The organism is Acinetobacter sp. ATCC 27244 (assembly GCF_000156555.1).
In the GTDB taxonomy this organism is placed as follows: Bacteria; Pseudomonadota; Gammaproteobacteria; order Pseudomonadales; family Moraxellaceae; genus Acinetobacter; species Acinetobacter haemolyticus.
The window spans coordinates 2,084-5,072 of sequence record NZ_GG665967.1; the positions used below are offsets into that span (position 1 = coordinate 2,084).

General features: G+C 50.5%; 1 rRNA gene. It reads left to right on the forward strand.

Features of this window, described 5'->3' with window-relative positions:
• The first annotated feature begins 18 nt into the window (after positions 1-18).
• Positions 19-2,910 (forward strand): 23S ribosomal RNA (locus HMPREF0023_RS14990).
• Positions 2,911-2,989: the final 79 nt, after the last annotated feature.

The window sequence follows — 2,989 nt, forward strand, 5'->3', positions numbered from 1 at the left end:
GACTGTTTGGGGTTGTATAGTCAAGTAATTAAGTGCATGTGGTGGATGCCTTGGCAGTCAGAGGCGATGAAAGACGTGATAGCCTGCGAAAAGCTCCGGGGAGGCGGCAAATATCCTTTGATCCGGAGATATCTGAATGGGGGAACCCACCCGCTATAAGGCGGGTATCATAAGCTGAATACATAGGCTTATGAAGCGAACGAGGGGAAGTGAAACATCTCAGTACCCTTAGGAAAAGAAATCAATTGAGATTCCCTTAGTAGCGGCGAGCGAACGGGGATCAGCCCATTAAGTTGTGTGTGTTCTAGTGGAACGCTCTGGGAAGTGCGAACGTAGAGGGTGATATTCCCGTACACGAAAGGGCACACACAATGATGACGAGTAGGGCGAGGCACGTGAAACCTTGTCTGAATATGGGGGGACCATCCTCCAAGGCTAAATACTCCTGACTGACCGATAGTGAACCAGTACCGTGAGGGAAAGGCGAAAAGAACCCCTGTGAGGGGAGTGAAATAGATCCTGAAACCGCATGCATACAAGCAGTGGGAGCACCTTCGTGGTGTGACTGCGTACCTTTTGTATAATGGGTCAGCGACTTATATTCAGTAGCGAGGTTAACCGCATAGGGGAGCCGTAGAGAAATCGAGTCTTAATAGGGCGTATAGTTGCTGGGTATAGACCCGAAACCAGGCGATCTATCCATGAGCAGGTTGAAGGTTGGGTAACACTAACTGGAGGACCGAACCCACTGTCGTTGAAAAGCCAGGGGATGACTTGTGGATAGGGGTGAAAGGCTAATCAAGCCTGGTGATAGCTGGTTCTCCCCGAAAGCTATTTAGGTAGCGCCTCGGACGAATACCATTGGGGGTAGAGCACTGTTTCGGCTAGGGGGTCATCCCGACTTACCAAACCGATGCAAACTCCGAATACCAATGAGTACTATCCGGGAGACAGACTGCGGGTGCTAACGTCCGTAGTCAAGAGGAAAACAATCCAGACCGCCAGCTAAGGCCCCAAAATCATAGTTAAGTGGGAAACGATGTGGGAAGGCATAGACAGCTAGGAGGTTGGCTTAGAAGCAGCCACCCTTTAAAGAAAGCGTAATAGCTCACTAGTCGAGTCGGCCTGCGCGGAAGATGTAACGGGGCTAAAACTATGTGCCGAAGCTGCGGATTTGACTTTAAGTCAAGTGGTAGGGGAGCGTTCTGTAAGCCGATGAAGGTGTATTGAGAAGTATGCTGGAGGTATCAGAAGTGCGAATGCTGACGTGAGTAACGACAAAACGGGTGAAAAACCCGTTCGCTGAAAGACCAAGGGTTCCAGTCCAACGTTAATCGGGGCTGGGTGAGTCGACCCCTAAGGCGAGGCCGAGAGGCGTAGTCGATGGGAAATTGGTTAATATTCCAATACTTCTGTGTAATGCGATGAGAGGACGGAGAAGGTTAAGTCAGCCTGGCGTTGGTTGTCCAGGTGGAAGATAGTAGGCATGCATCTTAGGCAAATCCGGGGTGCTCTATGCTGAGAGTCGATAGCAAGCTGTACTTGTACAGTGAAGTGGCTGATACCATGCTTCCAGGAAAAGTCTCTAAGCTTCAGTTACACAGGAATCGTACCCGAAACCGACACAGGTGGTCAGGTCGAGTAGACCAAAGCGCTTGAGAGAACTCTGCTGAAGGAACTAGGCAAAATGGTACCGTAACTTCGGGAGAAGGTACGCTGCTGACGGTGATGGGACTTGCTCCCTGAGCTATTGGCAGCCACAGAAACCAGGCCGCTGCAACTGTTTATTAAAAACATAGCACTCTGCAAACACGAAAGTGGACGTATAGGGTGTGATGCCTGCCCGGTGCTGGAAGGTTAATTGATGGGGTTAGCGTAAGCGAAGCTCTTGATCGAAGCCCCAGTAAACGGCGGCCGTAACTATAACGGTCCTAAGGTAGCGAAATTCCTTGTCGGGTAAGTTCCGACCTGCACGAATGGCATAATGATGGCGGCGCTGTCTCCAGCAGAGGCTCAGTGAAATCGAAATCGCTGTGAAGATGCAGTGTACCCGCGGCTAGACGGAAAGACCCCGTGAACCTTTACTGCAGCTTGACATTGAACTTTGACCTTACTTGTGTAGGATAGGTGGGAGGCTTTGAAGTTGGAACGCTAGTTCCAATGGAGCCGTCCTTGAAATACCACCCTGGTAATGTTGAGGTTCTAACTCTGTCCCGTTATCCGGGACGAGGACCATGTCTGGTGGGTAGTTTGACTGGGGCGGTCTCCTCCTAAAGAGTAACGGAGGAGTACGAAGGTGCGCTCAGCGTGGTCGGAAATCACGCGTAGAGTATAAAGGCAAAAGCGCGCTTAACTGCGAGACCCACAAGTCGAGCAGGTACGAAAGTAGGTCTTAGTGATCCGGTGGTTCTGTATGGAAGGGCCATCGCTCAACGGATAAAAGGTACTCTGGGGATAACAGGCTGATACCGCCCAAGAGTTCATATCGACGGCGGTGTTTGGCACCTCGATGTCGGCTCATCTCATCCTGGGGCTGAAGCAGGTCCCAAGGGTATGGCTGTTCGCCATTTAAAGAGGTACGCGAGCTGGGTTTAGAACGTCGTGAGACAGTTCGGTCCCTATCTACCGTGGGCGCTGGAAATTTGAGAGGATCTGCTCCTAGTACGAGAGGACCAGAGTGGACGAACCTCTGGTGTACCGGTTGTGACGCCAGTCGCATCGCCGGGTAGCTATGTTCGGAAGGGATAACCGCTGAAAGCATCTAAGCGGGAAGCCTACCTCAAGATAAGATTTCCCTAGGAATTTATTCCTCTAAAGAGCCGTTCGAGACTAGGACGTTGATAGGTTGGGTGTGGAAGCACGGTGACGTGTGAAGCTGACCAATACTAATTGCTCGTGAGGCTTGACTATACAACACCCAAACAGTTGTTGTATTCAAGATAAATTCAATACATAACTTGATTTAGTGTCAAAACTAGTTACAATACGA